This is a genomic window from Spiroplasma litorale (genome assembly GCF_001267155.1).
GTDB lineage: Bacteria > Bacillota_I > Bacilli_A > Mycoplasmatales > Mycoplasmataceae > Spiroplasma_A > Spiroplasma_A litorale.
This window is the reverse complement of the sequence record NZ_CP012357.1, coordinates 117,767-134,288: the sequence shown is the minus strand read 5'-3', so window position 1 is coordinate 134,288 and position 16,522 is coordinate 117,767. Positions and strand designations below refer to the sequence as shown.

General features: G+C 27.1%; 15 protein-coding genes and 6 tRNA genes. 1 reads left to right on the top strand and 20 read right to left on the bottom strand.

The window, feature by feature from the left end; all coding sequences use genetic code 4:
* Positions 1–48: 48 nt before the first annotated feature.
* The 15 genes from SLITO_RS06155 to SLITO_RS00580 form a co-directional block, all read right to left on the bottom strand.
* Positions 49–174 (bottom strand): hypothetical protein, encoded by a 126-nt coding sequence (locus SLITO_RS06155; RefSeq protein WP_257719730.1) that lies wholly within the window; start codon positions 172–174, stop codon positions 49–51.
* A gap of 80 nt (positions 175–254) precedes the next feature.
* Positions 255–1,070 (bottom strand): Cof-type HAD-IIB family hydrolase, encoded by an 816-nt coding sequence (locus tag SLITO_RS00645; protein WP_075057883.1) that lies wholly within the window; start codon positions 1,068–1,070, stop codon positions 255–257.
* A gap of 1 nt (position 1,071) precedes the next feature.
* Complete coding sequence (trxA, locus tag SLITO_RS00640) at positions 1,072–1,380, bottom strand: thioredoxin (protein WP_075057882.1); 309 nt, start codon at positions 1,378–1,380, stop codon at positions 1,072–1,074.
* 2 nt (positions 1,381–1,382) lie between these two features.
* Positions 1,383–2,231 (bottom strand): HAD-IIB family hydrolase, encoded by an 849-nt coding sequence (locus tag SLITO_RS00635; protein ID WP_075057881.1) that lies wholly within the window; start codon positions 2,229–2,231, stop codon positions 1,383–1,385.
* A 19-nt stretch (positions 2,232–2,250) separates the two neighbouring features.
* Complete coding sequence (locus SLITO_RS00630; protein WP_075057880.1) at positions 2,251–3,750, bottom strand: uracil-xanthine permease family protein; 1,500 nt, start codon at positions 3,748–3,750, stop codon at positions 2,251–2,253.
* A gap of 97 nt (positions 3,751–3,847) precedes the next feature.
* Positions 3,848–3,932 (bottom strand) — tRNA-Leu (locus SLITO_RS00625).
* A gap of 5 nt (positions 3,933–3,937) precedes the next feature.
* Positions 3,938–4,013, bottom strand: a tRNA-Lys gene (locus SLITO_RS00620).
* A gap of 46 nt (positions 4,014–4,059) precedes the next feature.
* A complete protein-coding gene (locus tag SLITO_RS00615) occupies positions 4,060–4,434 on the bottom strand; it encodes a hypothetical protein (protein ID WP_075057879.1) in 375 nt (124 codons plus the stop codon).
* Between the two features lie 73 nt (positions 4,435–4,507).
* Positions 4,508–4,583 (bottom strand) — tRNA-Thr (locus SLITO_RS00610).
* Between the two features lie 9 nt (positions 4,584–4,592).
* Positions 4,593–4,668 (bottom strand) — tRNA-Val (locus SLITO_RS00605).
* A gap of 8 nt (positions 4,669–4,676) precedes the next feature.
* Positions 4,677–4,752, bottom strand: a tRNA-Glu gene (locus tag SLITO_RS00600).
* A 5-nt stretch (positions 4,753–4,757) separates the two neighbouring features.
* Positions 4,758–4,833, bottom strand: a tRNA-Asn gene (locus tag SLITO_RS00595).
* A gap of 92 nt (positions 4,834–4,925) precedes the next feature.
* Positions 4,926–5,345 carry a hypothetical protein gene (locus SLITO_RS00590; protein WP_075057878.1) on the bottom strand — a complete coding sequence of 140 codons (420 nt, stop codon included), beginning with the start codon at positions 5,343–5,345 and terminating at the stop codon, positions 4,926–4,928.
* A 48-nt stretch (positions 5,346–5,393) separates the two neighbouring features.
* The gene (locus tag SLITO_RS00585) at positions 5,394–7,241 is read right to left on the bottom strand and encodes an ABC transporter ATP-binding protein (RefSeq protein ID WP_075057877.1); all 1,848 of its coding nucleotides are present in this window, start codon (positions 7,239–7,241) and stop codon (positions 5,394–5,396) included.
* Between the two features lie 30 nt (positions 7,242–7,271).
* The gene (locus SLITO_RS00580) at positions 7,272–8,906 is read right to left on the bottom strand and encodes a TrkH family potassium uptake protein (RefSeq protein WP_075057876.1); all 1,635 of its coding nucleotides are present in this window, start codon (positions 8,904–8,906) and stop codon (positions 7,272–7,274) included.
* Between the two features lie 84 nt (positions 8,907–8,990).
* Between SLITO_RS00580 and SLITO_RS00575 the strand changes: the two genes are divergently transcribed.
* Complete coding sequence (locus tag SLITO_RS00575; protein WP_075057875.1) at positions 8,991–9,677, top strand: potassium channel family protein; 687 nt, start codon at positions 8,991–8,993, stop codon at positions 9,675–9,677.
* A gap of 4 nt (positions 9,678–9,681) precedes the next feature.
* On the opposite strand, the gene gatB is transcribed toward SLITO_RS00575, so the two are convergent.
* Genes gatB through SLITO_RS00550 form a run of 5 tightly spaced genes read right to left on the bottom strand, consistent with a single transcriptional unit; the run spans position 9,682 to position 16,490 of the window.
* Positions 9,682–11,118, bottom strand: coding sequence for an Asp-tRNA(Asn)/Glu-tRNA(Gln) amidotransferase subunit GatB (gene gatB / locus SLITO_RS00570; protein ID WP_075057874.1), 1,437 nt, complete (start codon positions 11,116–11,118; stop codon positions 9,682–9,684).
* Positions 11,119–12,576 carry an amidase family protein gene (locus SLITO_RS00565; protein WP_075057873.1) on the bottom strand — a complete coding sequence of 486 codons (1,458 nt, stop codon included), beginning with the start codon at positions 12,574–12,576 and terminating at the stop codon, positions 11,119–11,121.
* The gene (gene gatC / locus SLITO_RS00560; RefSeq protein ID WP_075057872.1) at positions 12,576–12,866 is read right to left on the bottom strand and encodes an Asp-tRNA(Asn)/Glu-tRNA(Gln) amidotransferase subunit GatC; all 291 of its coding nucleotides are present in this window, start codon (positions 12,864–12,866) and stop codon (positions 12,576–12,578) included. Before gatC ends, SLITO_RS00565 begins: the two co-directional genes overlap by 1 nt.
* The gene (gene ligA, locus SLITO_RS00555; protein ID WP_075057871.1) at positions 12,856–14,859 is read right to left on the bottom strand and encodes an NAD-dependent DNA ligase LigA; all 2,004 of its coding nucleotides are present in this window, start codon (positions 14,857–14,859) and stop codon (positions 12,856–12,858) included. Before ligA ends, gatC begins: the two co-directional genes overlap by 11 nt.
* Positions 14,860–14,870: 11 nt before the next feature.
* The gene (locus SLITO_RS00550) at positions 14,871–16,490 is read right to left on the bottom strand and encodes a hypothetical protein (protein ID WP_075057870.1); all 1,620 of its coding nucleotides are present in this window, start codon (positions 16,488–16,490) and stop codon (positions 14,871–14,873) included.
* Positions 16,491–16,522: the final 32 nt, after the last annotated feature.

Here is a 16,522-nt window from a genome sequence, read left to right as displayed (position 1 = left end):
GAATTCTCCTCTATTTATTAAATTGTATGCGCGTAATTTGATAACTCATTACGCCATTAGGGAGAGAGTTTCTGTTTCTAGTACTATTTCATATCATTCAACACGAGTAATAACAACATCAAATCATTCTGCTATTAAATATTGTTTTATATTAATAACTTCTTTTAATTTCATAATGTTATTTCCTCCTAAATAATTTGCTTGAATAATAATATAACAAAAACAAAAAATATACAAACATAAGTTTTAATTTACTATATGTTTAATATACTTTTTAAAAAATATTCAATTCCATCTTTTGTATTCTTCTTGGTTTTATAGCTTGCATGACGAAGAACTTCTTTATGAGCGTTACCCATTGCAACTCCATATTTTACTCAACTCAATAGTTCTTTATCATTATCACCATCTCCAAAAAATACTATTTCCTCTTTATTAATTTTTTCTAATTCAGCTAGTTTTTTTATTGCACATACCTTATTAACATCTTTGGGAGATATTTCAATCCTTTTTGATTTATTACTGTAACTTCAATCATAAATTCTGAAAGATTTTTTTTGGAGTATTTGTTTTATTTTTTTAATTGCAGCGGGTTTTCCGTTACCAATAATTTTATAAGAAATGTTTTTTGTTTCATTATCATAAACAACGGGTTTTCTTTTAGAAACTTTACCTAAAATGAATGTAAAAAGTGATTTCTTAACAACGTATGCGGTCTCGTTATTTTTATCATAACTAAAACAATTTAGTTTGATCTTTTTTGATTCATCGTAAATATAATTAAATTCTTCTTCGCTAAAAGTTTTCTCATAAATCACATTTAAGTTTTTATTTTCATATTTATAAAGAGCGCCTCCATTTAAGCAAACTAAATAATCATTGTTCACATCAGATTCAATAATTCGAGAGATTTCTTCTGTACGATAAAAATGTCTACCTGTTGCTAGACATATTTTTATATTTTTTGCTCTTGCCATTTTAAGTATATCTAAAGTTTTTTTAGACACCTTATGACCTTTTCCCAATAAAGTTCCATCAATATCCATGACAATAAGTTTTACATTGTGCATATTATTTAATAAAATCTAGTAAAACATCTTTAGACATAAATCCTGTGTTTTCTTTATCCAAATTACCATCCTTAAATGATATTACAGTTGGTATTGAACGAACTCCGTATTTATTAGCTACTTCTGATGCTTCATCAACATTAACTTTTATAAATTGAGTGTCTTTGACTTCACTTGAAACTTGTTCAAAGATTGGTGCTAACATTTTACAAGGACCACACCATTCTGCATAAAAATCTACTACTACTGATTTATTTGATTTTAATAATTTATCTAATTCTTCTATTGTTTTAACATGTAATAATTCCATAATTATTTCTCCTTTAAAATTTCTTTTTCAATAAAATGAGCTACCCCATCTTCGTTATTGCTTTTTGTTATTGCAAATGCAATTTCTTTTAACTCATCGATTGAGTTTTCTAATGCAATTGGATAATCAACTGACTTTAAAAGTGGTATATCATTATATCCATCTCCAAATGCAAATGTTGTTGTTTCATTTTTATCTAAACCTAAATAGTTTAATATTTCTATTACAATAGAACCTTTATTAACATTTTTTGATGCTAATTCATAAACCCTATTCGTATATTTTATTATATCAATTTGATCTAATAAAAAATCAAATTCTTCTAAAAACTTTTCTTTGTTTTTTTCCGCATACTCTTCATTTAAAATGAAAGTCATATGCGAAACGTTTTTTTCTATATCTTCAAATTTATTTATTATTTTGTAATCTACATTCATGACTTTTGCTCAATAATTTGAATTTTCTCCAAAACCATAAACATAACAAGTGTCACCTGCAAAATAATGAACTTTGTATTCTCCAATCTTACCATAAGTCATATCAAAGATTTTTTTTAATAATTCTTTGCTAATGTGTTTATCAATAATAAATTTATTTTTAGAAAAATCATATACTTGGCTCCCATTATTAGCAACCACAATTCCTTTGTGTTTATCTAAACCTAAATATATTGCTTGTTGGTTAACTGCATCTTTTGTAATTCTTGCAGTAACTGGAACAAAGTAAATATTTTTTTCGTATAGTCTATTAATTAGATTTTTTAACCTATCACTAAACTCATGGTTATCTAAAAGTGCAGTACCATCCAAATCAGAAAAAATTACAATGTTTTTTTTCAATTTTATTTCCATGCTACCCAACCTTTCTTTATTAATCTTTTTTATTTTTATTATTTGAACTACTTTTGCTTTTGCTCTTGTCTTTTGTTATTTTTTCATTTTTCCTATTTTCAATTGGTTTTAAATCTTTATTTAGTTTAGATTTAAAAAGTGTTTTAAAACCAAGATTATCTTGATTTGGCAATAGTAAGTTTGAAAATATTCCAACAAATGTTGCTAAAAATAATCCAGTAATATTAAAAGAATCACCTATTTTAATAGTACTGTTTGTCAAAGACATTCCAATACCTATTGATAAAATTAATGATATTACAATTATATTCTTAGCATTTTTAAAGTCAATCTTTGCATCAACTAATATTTTTATTCCATTAGAACTAATCATTCCAAATAAAACAATGCTTATAGCTCCCATAACTGGTAATGGTATCATCATAATAATTTGATTAATAGGAGCTATGAAACTCATGATAATAGCAAAAATTGCTGCAAGTCCAGTAACTCAAACACTTGCCACTTTCGTAATTGAAACTACACTTGTATTTTCTGAGTAAGTTGCGTTTGCAGGACCACCAATCAAACCTGCCATAGACATTGCAACTCCATCAGCCATTAGTGTGCGACTTAGTCCTGGGTCTTTTATAAAATCTTTATTTGTCATTGAGCCAATATTAATATGATCACCTAAATGTTCAGTCATTGTAACTAAAGCTATTGGAACTATTCCAACTAATGCAGGTCCAATATTTGATGGTTCAACATCTCAAATTTTTTTAAAACTTGGATATCATTGTCAATTACTTACATTTGTAATTAAATCTGTATTGATTAAATTATATCCTAGTGGTTTGAATGCAAAATGAAAAATGATAGATACTAGATATCCAAACAATAGTGCTATTAATATAGGAATTACTTTTAAAAATGATTTAGCTTTTAGCATAAATATTGCTGCAACAACAAAGGTTATAAAAGCAATTAATAACGCAAGTCATTGAGGATAGTACAGGCCTTCACTAGGTTCATTTGAGGTTCATATTATCCCAGCGTTTGTTAAAGCACTTGAAACAGCACTAAGTCCAATTACAATGACAATGGGACCAATTACAATAGGTGCAAAAGATTTTTTTATTCACTTAACCCCAGTTCAATGTATAATAAATCCAAAAATTATATACACTATACCGACCATGAAAACACCAATAAAAATTGCATTTCCTCATCCATAATCTTTGAATCCTAATCCTAAAACACTCATATATGCAAAACTACTACCTAGATATATTGGCACTTTTGCTGCAGTAAAAGCAATATATATAAGAGTTCCAAACCCGCTACAAAACAAAGCCATTGATATGTTAATAACTGTAACATCTGCAGTTTTATTAATTACAAGAGGCACAAGAACAGTTGCACCAAACATTGCAAAAACGTGTTGTAAAGATAACAAAATTCATTGATATACACTTTTAGGTCTCTCTCTTGGTTGAAGTACAATTGTATTTGTATTTGTTTCTAAATTATTGTCCATAGTTCCTCCTTATTTCCATATCTAATTCATATTAACATATTAATAAAAGAATTTAAACAATAAAAAAACGCATCATAAGATGCGTAAATTTCAAGTATGGTCCGGGATAAGGGACTTGAACCCCCACGTGTTACCACGCCAGATCCTAAGTCTGGTGCGTCTGCCAATTCCGCCAATCCCGGGTGGATGGTGTCCCGTATAAGATTCGAACTTATGACCCACTGGTTAAAAGCCAGTTGCTCTACCGGCTGAGCTAACGAGACAAAATCAACAAAATAATAATATCATTATTTAGAGATATTTTTTACATTAATAATAATTTTCTTTATTTTTATGTATATATATAGAACCAATGATTATAAGAACAATACCTAATGCAAAATTTGGTATTCCATAATATCAAGAAATTGTTAAAAATGAAAACAAAGAAATTATGCCATAAGATATACACAGTATAGAAGAAACATATGCTGAGTTTTTTGTTTTTTTTAAAGTTAAGACAAATATTGCAATTAAAAAACCAAATAAAAATAAACAATATAATACGACTCAAATATATTGGGTTGATTTATAACTATCTAAAATTTTTTTATTTGTAATGCCAATAAGAGACAGTGTTAGAACTTGTAATATAAAAGCTGCACAAACCACTACCAATAATGGTATTTTTAAATTTTTTTTCATTATTTACCTCTATATTATCTTACTAAAAAAATATAAAAAAAAACAACTATTTAAGTTGAATTAATTTCAGAGCTGGTGCTGATGATAGGACTTGAACCTACAACCTACTGATTACAAGTCAGTTGCTCTGCCAATTGAGCCACATCAGCATAAAAAAATGGTGGAGTGTAACGGACTTGAACCGCTGACCGCCTGCTTGTAAGGCAGATGCTCTCCCAACTGAGCTAACACTCCTTTTTAAATGGTAGCCTATACGGGGTTCGAACCCGTGTGTGCACGGATGAAAACCGTGTGTGTTAACCACTTCACCAATAGGCCATAAATGGCGGCTTTTGCAGGACTCGAACCTGCGACCAACCGGTTAACAGCCGGTTGCTCTACCAACTGAGCTAAAAAGCCATAGTAAATGCTACCTATTCATAATAGCATATTAAAAATAAAAAAAGCAAGTATTTTTTATATTTTTTTATAATATATACTCGCTAATAAAACTATTCATTTGTAATGTCAGGGCTATCCATTGATATTGGTTCGTTTGTTTCCCCGTAATTACCGCACAAAATTAATATTCCTCCAATTAACCCGGAAAATATTATTGAAACAACACCTGCAGCAGTTTTACTGCTTGCAGTTCCTTTTAATATTTTTGCACATAATACTAATGTTGGGATTTGAAGTGCTGCTAACGCTAAAAGAAATATAGCTGCAATTACTGAGACAATTGCAACCGCTGTACCGGCAGCTGCTCCAACTCCTAGATCATTTGAGTTTTGTGAACTTGTTGGCGTAGTTGTTCCTGAAACTGCAGTTAATATAAACAACAAAGTTAATCCAACAAATGTTATCATTGCTATTGCTGCACCTATAATTGATACTATGCAGCCTGCTTTACATAAATTATCTGGTTTCATATTTAAGTACCTTTCCTAAACTTAATAATAATACCAAAAAAAATTCCATTAGTCTATAAGCCCAGCTTTATATAAATTTTGGAAGTGACCTTCTTTATCTCTAAGTTCTTCAAAAGTCCCTCTTTGAACAATACCTTTTCCATTAGCACCTAAAACAATTATTTCATCAACATTTTTTATTGTAGATAGTCTATGTGCAATAGTGACTGTAGTTCTACCTTTCATTAATGTATTTAATTTTTCTTGAATTTCTCTTTCCACAATATTATCAAGAGCACTTGTAGCTTCATCTAGAATTAAAAGTTGTGGGTTTTTTAAAAACATTCTCGCGATAACCAGTCTTTGCTTTTGACCACCACTAAGCATAAACCCACGCTCTCCTAGTATTGTTTCGTATTTATCAGGTCACGACATTACTAAATCATGTAATTCTGCCTTTTTACAAGCCGATATAATTTCTGCTTTAGAAACATTAAAACTACCATAAGTTACATTTTCATATACATCGCCATATAAAATTTGAGGATCTTGTTCAACATAACCAACATGTTTTAAATAACTTGATAAATTAGCATCTTTTAAATTTATATTTTTATTTATTATTATAGATCCAGAAGTAGGGTCGTAAAATCTTAATAATAATTTTGCAATAGTTGATTTACCACTACCAGTTTCACCAACAAACGCATAGCTTTTTGATTCTTTAAATGTAAAATCAAACTTTGGCAATATTAATTTTGATGGTTTTTCAGGATATGCAAATTCAATACCTTTAAATAAAATATCTCCTTCAATTTTTTCAATGACTTCACCATCAAAATAATGATGATTCATAATTGATTTTGCCTTTATAGTATCATTTACTCTTTCTGAAGCAACAGAAGCATACACTAAACCAAATAGCGCATTCATAACTTGAAATAATGGACTAACCATCATACTCTCTGCTAATTGAAATGGAGCAAAAGTGTATTTAAAAAATAGCAGGCCTTCTTCTGGAGTTGAAAACATCCCATAAACAAGCATAGCTGCAATTATAGAAAAGAATTTTAATACAAATATTCCACCTCACATGGTTGTTAGCATCAAAGCTTGATTATGACCAACAGCTTTTGATTTTTTATAATATTCTTTATGAACATCTATAAATCTCTTTGTTTCATAATTTTCTGTACCTGCAGATTTGATAAGCCTTACTGTTGCAACTCTATCAGTAACGTCACCATTAATTGAAGTTATTATTTCTCTTACTTTTAAAACTTTTTTTCTTGTAGCAAAAAAACATAATCCCATAAGAATCATACATACAGCAAATATTAAAAGTGTTATTAAACCCAATTTTCATGTAAAAACAAACATTAAAGCAGATGATGCTGCTATTTCAAAAATTGAGAGTCCTATTTGTAACGGCACTTGTACTGCTTGATCACCAACAGTTTGAGTATCTGAAACAACTTTTGTTAATATTTCCCCTATTTTTTTATTTGAATAATATGAAATGTCTTGTCTAACTAAGTTTTCTAAACATCTATTTCTTAAACTAATTTCAATTTTCCTACCAATTATATATGCAACATAATCATAATAAAATGAAACAATACAATATATAACTACATCAGCTAATGATACATAAATTAAATTAATTCAACTAATTCCTCAAAAAGCAAGAACTCCATCAGGTGCATCATCAACAAAAGGAAGTCCTTGTTTTTCTGATAGTTCTTTTGTTATTGCCTTAGTCATTTGATATGTTAAAATTGGCAACAACAATGAACAACTTACAATGATTAAACAAAAAATTAACATTATTAATGTTAGTTTTCATTCTTGTTTATAATAATAAAATAAAATTTTTAAAAATGGTCCTTTGGAACTCGACTTTGTCCTTATTTCCATAATAATTATCTCCTTGCTAAATATAATAAATTATCCGATTACAACTTCTTCTTCAATATATGTAAAACTTTGTTTGTTTTTTGGTTTTACAAAAGCTAATAAAGTATTTGAAATTCCTAATTGTCCAATAAACATAGTGATTATAAGTGTAAATTTACTTAATGTACCCATATTTATAGCTTGTTCTGTTGAAAATGGTGAGAAACCAACCGTTCCAAATGCACTTGATACATAAATAATTACTTTAATTAATAAATCATTTTGACCGACATGATCAGACTCTGTTGATAGAGCTTTATTACTGTCTAAGTATACAATAAAGACCGCTAAAACAACTATTGTAATTGATAGTATAACAACAGCAAAGGCTCTTTTAACAATATCATCTGGTATTTTTCTTTTAAAAGCTTCAACAGTTTTTTTGTTTCTAACTATTGACCATATAGCCAATAGAGTAATTGCAAACGTTGTTGTTCTAATACCACCAGCAGTTGAAGAAGGAGCAGATCCAATAAACATCCATATTGACATTATTATTTTGCTTCCTGCAGTGAAATTATTTATATCAACTGTTGCAAATCCAGCATTACGACAAGATGAAACATTGAATAGTAAATCCATTATTCATATGTATGCTGGTTTTCATTTGCCAGATGGATCTGGGACCCATTCTTGACTTACGACTTCTTTTCCATTAACCAAATTTGAATTAAATTTGTATGTACCAGCTTGAAGTATTTGACTGTTATCTGTTGTAAATAACTCAGTTAAAAATACTAGAATAGGTCCTAACAAAAATAATAATAAATAAAATACAAAGTTTAATTTTGTAAACAATGAGAATTTAGCAGTTGTGCCTTCAGCTCTTGCTTTAATTTTTCTTTTTATGTCATGGTAAGTTGGATAACCCAATCCTCCAATAACTCATTGGCACATAAATGTAACCTGTAAAAGGTATGCATGAGAATTCCCTTGATTGTATGGTAATAAAGAGTTCCCACTTATTATATCAAAACCTGCATTATTTGTCGCACTAATTGAGTGAAAAATAGAACTTCACAACGATTTTCCAAAATCATGATATGAACTTGAAACTGAACTTTTATCTTGTATTGCACTTGTATCTACTTGATTAAAATAAAATGCAAAAAATAAGAAAAAAGCACCAATAATTTCTAATCATAACAAAAATATAAAGGCATCTTTTATCATTTCAACTGTACTTGATAATGTACTATTCCCTCTTTCAGATTGCGCAATGCTTTGATCTTCTAGTGAAACTTTTTTACCCAACAAAGCAAGCAAAACTATTTTTATTGTTAGTATACCAATACCACCAATTTGGCACATAATTATAATCAATACTTGACCAATAAAAGAATAACTAGTATTAGTTTGAACCATTGTAATACCTGTGTCAGAAATTGCACTTGACGCAGTAAAAACGCCAACTAAAAGTTTTCAATAGTTTTTTTCATCTTTAATAACACCAGGTATTGAAAGTAAAAAACCTCCTATTAAAATAGATAAGGCATACCATATTATTATTCTTCCTGTAATTCTAGAAAAAGGCCATCAATTTTTTAATTTCTTAAAGACTTTATCAATTTTTTTAGTATCTTTATTTTTAGATGGTCTATTTTCTTTTTTAATAAGCTTGCTCATTATAACCTCTAACTTATATTATATTAAATTATACAATAAAGTGTCAAAGAGTTGTATAATTAGTAGAGTTATGAGGAGGTAAATATGGCAAGGAAAAAAAGTTTTGCAATACTTGGTGCAAACTATTTTGGTTTGTCTGTAGCACAGGCCTTAGATGAAAAAAAACAACTTATTAAAATATTTGATTATAATGAGGAAAAATTAAATAAACATATTAATGAATTTGATAGCGTTGAGGGAGTTATTTTAGACACAACAAATAAAATGGCTCTCGAAAAAAACGGAATAGTTCAATTTGATGGGATAATAGTGTGTTTTGGTTCAAATATGGAATCAAGTATTCTTACAGTTCTAAACCTTATTGATTTAGAAGTTGAAAACATTATAGTAAGAGCTAGAGATGAAAAACATAAAAGAATTTTAATTGCACTAGGTTTAGATGAGGATATGGTTGTTATACCTGATGTTATGAGTGCAAGAATGGTTGCAACAAAAACATTATTCGATATTGAAAGTGAAGTTCAAAGCACTGATGGAGAGTTTGTATTTACAAGTATAGAAGTAACCAATCAAGAAGTTATTAATAAAAAAATCTTTGATGTAGGTTTAAACCCAAACAAAGATTTTAATATTGTTCAAATTAAAAGAAATGGGAAAATTGTAATACCAGATGAATATACAGCATTAAAAGAAAATGATATTGTTGTTGTGTTTGCTAGAAATAATGTAGTAAATGATCTAGCGCTTAAAATTAAAGGTGGAGAAGTTTAAAAATTTATTTAATGTTTTTTAATTTTAAACTTATTATTTCCATAGAAACTTTAGGGTTTACATTTCCACCAGTAATTTTCATTAATTCACCCATTATTGTTTTTTCAACTCTTTCTGGACGATTTAAATAATTTTCCTGTATAAGAGTTTTATTTTTGTCTATTATTGGTTCAAGTAATTTAACTATTTCAGATTTATCTGAAATTAATTTTCAGTTATTTTTATCAATCAATTCTTTTACGTTAGTCAAATTTTCAAAACAAATAGGAATAATTGATTTCACGTGTTTAGAAGATATGATTCCTTCATCAAGTAAATTAATTATTTCAACTATATTTTTTGGTAATAACTGAGATTGATTAATTGATATATTGTCTTTATTTAATAAGGATTTAATATCGCTAGTAATATAATTTAAAACTTTTTTAGGATTAGCTCCTAAAGTCACACATTCTTCAAAAAATTTAGTTAAGTAATAATCATTTAATAAAAAATTTGTATCTTCGATTGAAAAATTATACTCATTAACAAATCTTAATCTTTTTACATTTGCTAATTCAGGTGAATTATTTATTACATCATTTATTCAACTATCTTCTAATATAATTGGAAAAATGTTTGGTTCTCTAAAATATTTATAATCTATTGCGTCAGTTTTTTTTCTCATTAAAACTGTTTCTTGTATATTTTCATCAAATCTTCTTGTTTCTTGTTCAACTAACTTGTTATTAAGAAGTAATTCACTTTGTCTTTTTATTTCAAAGTCAATTGCTTTTTTAACATTACCTAGGGAGTTAAGATTTTTAATTTCTACTTTATTTCCAAAACCTTCATAACCGAATGGTCTTAACGAAATATTTACATCACACCTAAATGATCCTTCATTCATTTTTACATCGCTTACATTTAAAAATAGTAAAGTCTCTCTTAACTTTGATATATAACTTATTACATCTTCTGAATTTTTCAAAACTGGTTTAGATACTATTTCAACTAAACCAACACCACATCTATTATAGTCTATGTAAGTTTTTCCATCTTTATGGATTTGTTTTGCAGTGTCTTCTTCAATGTGTAGTCTTTCAATCTCTATAAATTTTTTCCCGTTACTATTTTCAATTTCAATTTTACCTTCTTTTCCAATTGGGTGGAATTGTTGAGTAATTTGAAAACCTTTTGGTAAATCTGAATAAAAATAACTTTTTCTATCAAATCTTAAAATTTTGTTAATTTTCATTTTTAATGCATTACATGCAAGTACTGCAAGTTCAACACCTTTTTTATTTACTGAAGGTAGTGCACCTGGATATCCTAAATCAATTTCATTTACCATTGTATTTTGATGTAAACCATAAGTAACAGGAGCATCACTGAACATTTTTGTTTTTGTTTTTAATTCAACATGGTTTTCAATACCAATAATTATTTCAAAATTTGTCATTTAATTCTCCTTATTAAAATTACTTTTAATTATTTTTTCTAAGTATATTGTTATAGATAGCAAATTATCATCGGTAAATGGTTTAGAATTAATGTTTATTCCGATTGGCATATTAGTTTTATTGTCTTTTATAAAAGGCAAAGTTATTGAAGGCATACCATTTAAATTTGCAAGAATTAATAAGTCTTGTAGAAATGCAGAATCACCATCATATCTTTCTTCAATGTCAGTACCATAAACTTCATTAATTAATGGAGCTTCTTTAAGTGATGGCGGAAGAATTAATATATCACAATCTTCATATATTTTATTAAGTTCTTCTACAACTAGTCTTCTAACTTTTTTTGATTTAGCTAATAATAGTTCTTGGTTTTCTTTACGTAATTGATAACTACCTAATAAAAATCTTCTCTTTACTGTATCACCAAATGAGTAGGTTCTAGTTTTTTTTATAATATCTTCATAGTCGTTTCCTTCTTGTCTAAAACCAAAATTAATACCATCTAGATTTGAACTTGTGGAAACTCCTTCAGCAAAAGAAATCATCATATACATTGCAGGAATTGCATCTAATAAATTTTTATTAAAAGAAACCATTTCAACTATATGCCCATCTTTTTTTAATATATCAAATAGTTTTAAATAAGCTTCCTTTAAATTTTCAGATAAATAATCTCAAACTTGTTTTATAAATACAAACTTGTTTTTTTGGACTTTTTTTTCTAGTACTTTTAAATAATCTTTTTCATTATTTATTGATGTTGAATCTTTTTTGTCATATTTAATAAAAACATCTGCAAGATATACTAAATCTTCTGCAAAGTTTGTAAAAAATCCTACGTGATCTAAACTTGGAGCATATGGAATTACTCCATATCTTGAAATTGATCCGTAAGTTGGTTTATAACCATATATACCTGCATAACTAGCAGGCTTACGAATTGAATCACCTGTGTCAGTTCCAATAGCAAAAGGCACCAACCCTTTACAAACTGAGTAAGCACTTCCGCTTGAGCTACCACCAATTATTCTTTTTTCATCTATTGGATTTTTAACTATCCCATTAAATGAGAATAGCCCTGTACCACCCATTCCAAGTTCGTCTAATGCAGATTTTCCTATTTGTATTGCTTGTTGTTTTTTTAATAATTCAGTAATAGTTGCATCATATGGAGGAACATAATCTTTTAATAATTTTGATCCAGCAGTTGTTAATACGCCTTTTGTTGAAACATTATCTTTGTTTACATAAGGTATCCCTGATAAAAATTTATTTTTTTCAATCATAATATTTTCAGAAATATTTAATGCTTCTTTGTCGGTAAAAGTAATAAGAAAATTTTTATCTTTTTCTTTTGATATATTATCAATAACATTTTTTATTACATCTTTTACATTCGCTTCTTTATTAATGTATTTTTTATGTAAGTCTGAAATTGAAGTTTTTTTAAAATTCATTACCCCACCACCTTCTTGATAATCACATAATCATCTTCAACTTCAGGAGCGTTAGATAATAAATCTTCTTTTGAAATTGTTCTTGTTTCATCATCATTTCGTAAATATGAATTATTAATTTCAAAACAGTAATGTAGCTGTTGTACACCATCAGTATTTATATTTAATACTTTTTCAAATTTTGAAAGAATTTCATTTTCAAACTTTAAAATCTTATTTAATTCTTCATCAGTTAAATCTAACATTACATCATTTTCTAGACTTTTCAATATATCAAAATTAATTTTCATTATTTCCCTCCAACATTTGCAAAAACTCCAATTCATTAATTATATTAACTTGCAAATCTTTTGCTTTATCTAATTTGCTTCCAGCATCATCACCCGCAAGTAAAAAATTAGTTATTTTACTTATTGAGTTTAACACTTTTCCTCCGTTAATTTCAATTAACTCCACAAAATTATTTCTAGGTTTACTTAAAGTACCAGTTATAACAAAACTTTTATCTTTAATATTTTTATTCTCTTTAACTATTTGCTTCAAAGAGTTCATATTTATTCCAAGTTCAGAAAGTTTTTGAATTAAAATAATGTTGCTGTCAATTTTTTTTCAATCTTGAATTGATTTTGCGACCTTTGGTCCAACGTCATGAATAGACTCAATCTCAGTGATATCTGCCGACATAAGTGTTTGTATACTTTTAAATTTGTCTAACAATAACTTTGAAGTTTTACTTCCTACATATCTGATTCCAAGTCCAAACAATAATTTACTTGCATCATTTTTTTTACTTTCTTCAATTGCATTTATTAAATTACTAAAAGATTTTTCACCAGTTTTTTCAAGACTTAATATTTCATTTTTTTTAGATTTTAAATTATATATATCAGTTACATTATTAATTATTTTATTTTCGTATAATTTTTCAATTATTTTAATACTCATGCCTTCAATATTCATTGCTCCTCTTGAAACAAAATGTTCCAAACTTTTAATAATTTTTCTTTCGCAATTAAAGTTTATGCAATATTGATCTACTTCATCACTAAATATTTCTAAATCAGATCCGCAAGCAGGGCATTGTTCAATTTTTTCTCAAGTTTTTAGATTTGAATAAATTTCATCATTAACAACTTCAATTATTTCTGGTATTATGTCACCAGCTTTTTTTACCTTTACATTTGCACCAACTCTAATTTTTTTTGTAAAAATATATTCTGCATTATGTAAAGTGGCAGCTTGAACAGTTGTGCCCGCAAGACTTACTGGCTCTAAAATTGCGTTGTAAGTTATTTTTCCAGTTCTTCCAACTGTTGCAAATATTTCTTTTAAGTTTGTTATTTTAACTTCCGCTGGGTATTTATATGCAGTTGCTCATTTAGGAAACTTAGATGTATATCCTATATCATCATAATATTTAAATTCATTTACTTTGACTACTGCACCATCAATTTCATAATCTAAATCTTGTCTTACGCTTTCAATGTAACTAATATGTTTTATAACTTCATTTATATTTTTACATAATTTCCCAAGAGGGTTAACTTTAAAACCAATATTTTTTATATAGTCTAGAGAGTCAGAATGGGTTTTAATCTTTTCACGATTTAAATAATAATATAAAAAAACATCTAACTTTCTTGAAGCAACAATTTTAGAGTTTAATTGTCTTAAAGTACCAGCAGCAGCATTTCTTGGATTTGCAAATAACTCTTCATTATTTTTTTTTCGTTCATCATTTATTCTTTGAAACTCTTTTTTTGATAAAAAAACTTCTCCTCTAACTTCAAAATAATCTTCTTTATCATTTATTGAAAGCGGCAAACTTCTAATTGTTTTTATATTAAATGTAACATCTTCACCTTGAATTCCATTACCCCTAGTAACACCTTTTATAAATATTCCATTTTGATAGATTAAAGATATTGATAGTCCATCAATTTTAGGTTCTACAAAGTACGTATAGTTTTCATTTATTGTTTCTTTTTTAATTGTTTTATCAAAATCATATAGATCATTATCATTAAATGCATTGTCTAAACTCAACATAGGAAATTTATGATTATATTTTTCAAAGTTTTCTGAAATTTGTCCACCAACTCTTTGAGTTGGAGAGTCAGCGGTAATAAGTTCTGGATATTCTAACTCTAATTGCTTTAACTCATTTAATTTAAAATCGTATTCTGAGTCTTCAACAATTGGATCATCTAAAACATAATATGCATATTCTCATGATTTTAACAATTCTTTTATTTGATTTATTTTATTTTTAATATTTTGCATACACACCTCAATTAAAATGTTATTCTACTATATTTTTTAATAACTATTATAGAATCTTTTTTATTTTTCAATTCTTCAATTTTATTTACTATATATATGGGTGTTGAATTCATCAATACAGTGAATAAACAAATCATAACAATTCCTCTAAGGGCTGTTACTTTTGGATAAATTAAACTTAATAGTTTCACAACAACCGGATTATAAAATGTTAAATAACAAATTAAGAGTAGGTCTATTAAATTTATTAATATATTTGATTTAATTTTTTTTCTAAATACAACCCAAACAACAGACCCAATTATTGTTAATAAAGATAAAACAACAGTTGTTCAATATCTAATTTTAAAATTTATGATAAATGAAGTTCATACATATAAAAAATTAAGATCGTTATCTTCTTGATTCATAAATCCTTTATTTATACTTAAAATTAAAGCGATTGAGAAAGTTAAAAATCACACTGGCACAAATAAAATTGTAAATAAAGATTTTTCTTCCACAAATAATTCAAATTTATGTGTTACGCTATATTTTTTGCTCATTATTGATGCAAGTATTATTAAAAAAATAATGAAAGCCATAAATATTGCAAACTGTAAATAAAGTTCTGACACCAAGTTATAAAAAGCAATATTTGTAATTGGAAATATGGCGAGCTTTAAAATATCTTTTGTAAAGTTTGCTTTATATTTTTTTTGAATAATAAATAAAAATGCGTATAACAAGAAAAGAACATGATAAGAATTAGTTCAAGAAAAGGAAGTATACCCTCCCATAATCAAACCAATGAATAATGGTAAAAACCTTTCCCGGTTATTAAAACTTGTATACCTAATTATTAAAACTGTTGAATATATTATTAAGTTTGCAAATGTAACTTCCCCATTTCAAAAATCATAATCAACAACTTTAGTTAAAAATCTGCTCCCAACAGTTAATAATAAACACATTATATAAATAGAGAATTTTGATTTTTTATAAGTAACTGTTGAAAATGAGTCAACAATAGTGAAGAAAATTGCGGCAGTTAAAAATCCATCAAGAACAAAAAGAAAAGGTTTTAAAAACATTTCATATTCATAAGCATTTAGTCCCAAAATAATAATTAAAGATAACTGAAAAGTAAATCATCCTTGAAAAGCTTTAAACTCAAGAAAGTTAAAAAGCGTTGAGTTCGAAAAAAATGATACCGGGTTATCTTTTAGTCAGTCTAATATTGATAAAGTACTTTTATGTCTTAAAAAGTTTTTGTCTGCAGGAGCATTATACAAATAATAATTCAAACCTACAAAAATTATTACTACAACTAAAAAAAACAAAAGTTCTAACTTTAAAAAACTTGTATCTAATCAAAATCTAATAAATATAAAACAAAATAATAAATATAAAATATTAATTGCCATAATAAAGTAAATAAAAAAAACGTATGGCAAAACTGATATTAACTGTAAAGGAAATGTAAGGATCGATATATATGTAAAGTAAGAAAAAAACCCCATCGCAATTGCTGTAAAACTATTTTTTATTTTTAATTTAAAAAATTCTGAGAATATTAACCCAGATGTATAAAACATAAATATAAATAATGATAGTAGCCCTAAAGCTGCAACGAGTATAGTTGAATTCATATTTTCACCAATTTAATTATAACATTTCAACA